We start from the raw sequence: 709 nt of genomic DNA, 5'->3' as shown, positions 1-709 counted from the left end.
CGTTGCCCGCCGCCCCCCTGGTTCCCGATCCCGCGGCGACCGCACCGCCCTTCTCGTTCCGCGAGTTCCTCGGCAGCTTCGTCTTCAACCCCGTTCGGCACCCCGACTTCGGCTGGGCCTGGCTCACCAAGTTCCTCGTGATGTTCGGGGCGGTGGCCCCGCTCAGCTACCTCGCCTTCTACGTCGCCTTCCGGATGGACCTCACGGTCGCCGAGGTCGCCGGAACCGTGGCCGGCCTGGTCGCGATCAACTACGCGGTGCAGTCCGTCACCGCCGCCCTCGGCGGGTGGCTCTCCGACCGGCTCGGCCGGCGCAAGCCACTGGTCATCGCCTCCGGCCTGATCGTCGCGGCCGGCCTGGGCATCCTGGCGGTCGCGCCCTCCCCGGCCTGGATCCTCGTCGCGCAGCTCGTGGCCGGCCTGGGCGGTGGCCTCTTCTACGCCGTCGACATGGCCCTGATCACCGAGGTCCTCCCCGACCCCGACAACGCGGCCAAGGACCTGGGCGTGATCAACATCGCCAATGCCCTGCCGCAGTCCCTGATGCCGATGATCGCCCCCTTCGTCCTGGCGGTCGGTGGCGGCGAGAACTACTCCCTCCTGTTCGGCATCGCCGCCGGCAGCGCGGTGCTCGGCTCCGTCCTGGTCACCCGCATCCGGGGAGCCCGCTGATCGGGGGCGCCGACCGGCCGCACTCCCCGCCGGCCCGG

At 72.4% G+C, this 709-nt stretch carries 1 protein-coding gene; it reads left to right on the top strand.

Annotated elements, in window-relative coordinates; genetic code table 11:
* Positions 1-671: MFS transporter (locus FOE67_RS27620; RefSeq protein WP_182667536.1), on the top strand; the 671-nt coding region annotated here is incomplete at its 5' end.
* Between the last annotated feature and the right edge of the window lie 38 nt (positions 672-709).

It is taken from the genome of Streptomyces calidiresistens, from assembly GCF_014141525.1.
GTDB lineage: Bacteria > Actinomycetota > Actinomycetes > Streptomycetales > Streptomycetaceae > Streptomyces > Streptomyces calidiresistens.
This window is presented reverse-complemented; position numbering and strand designations above follow the sequence as displayed.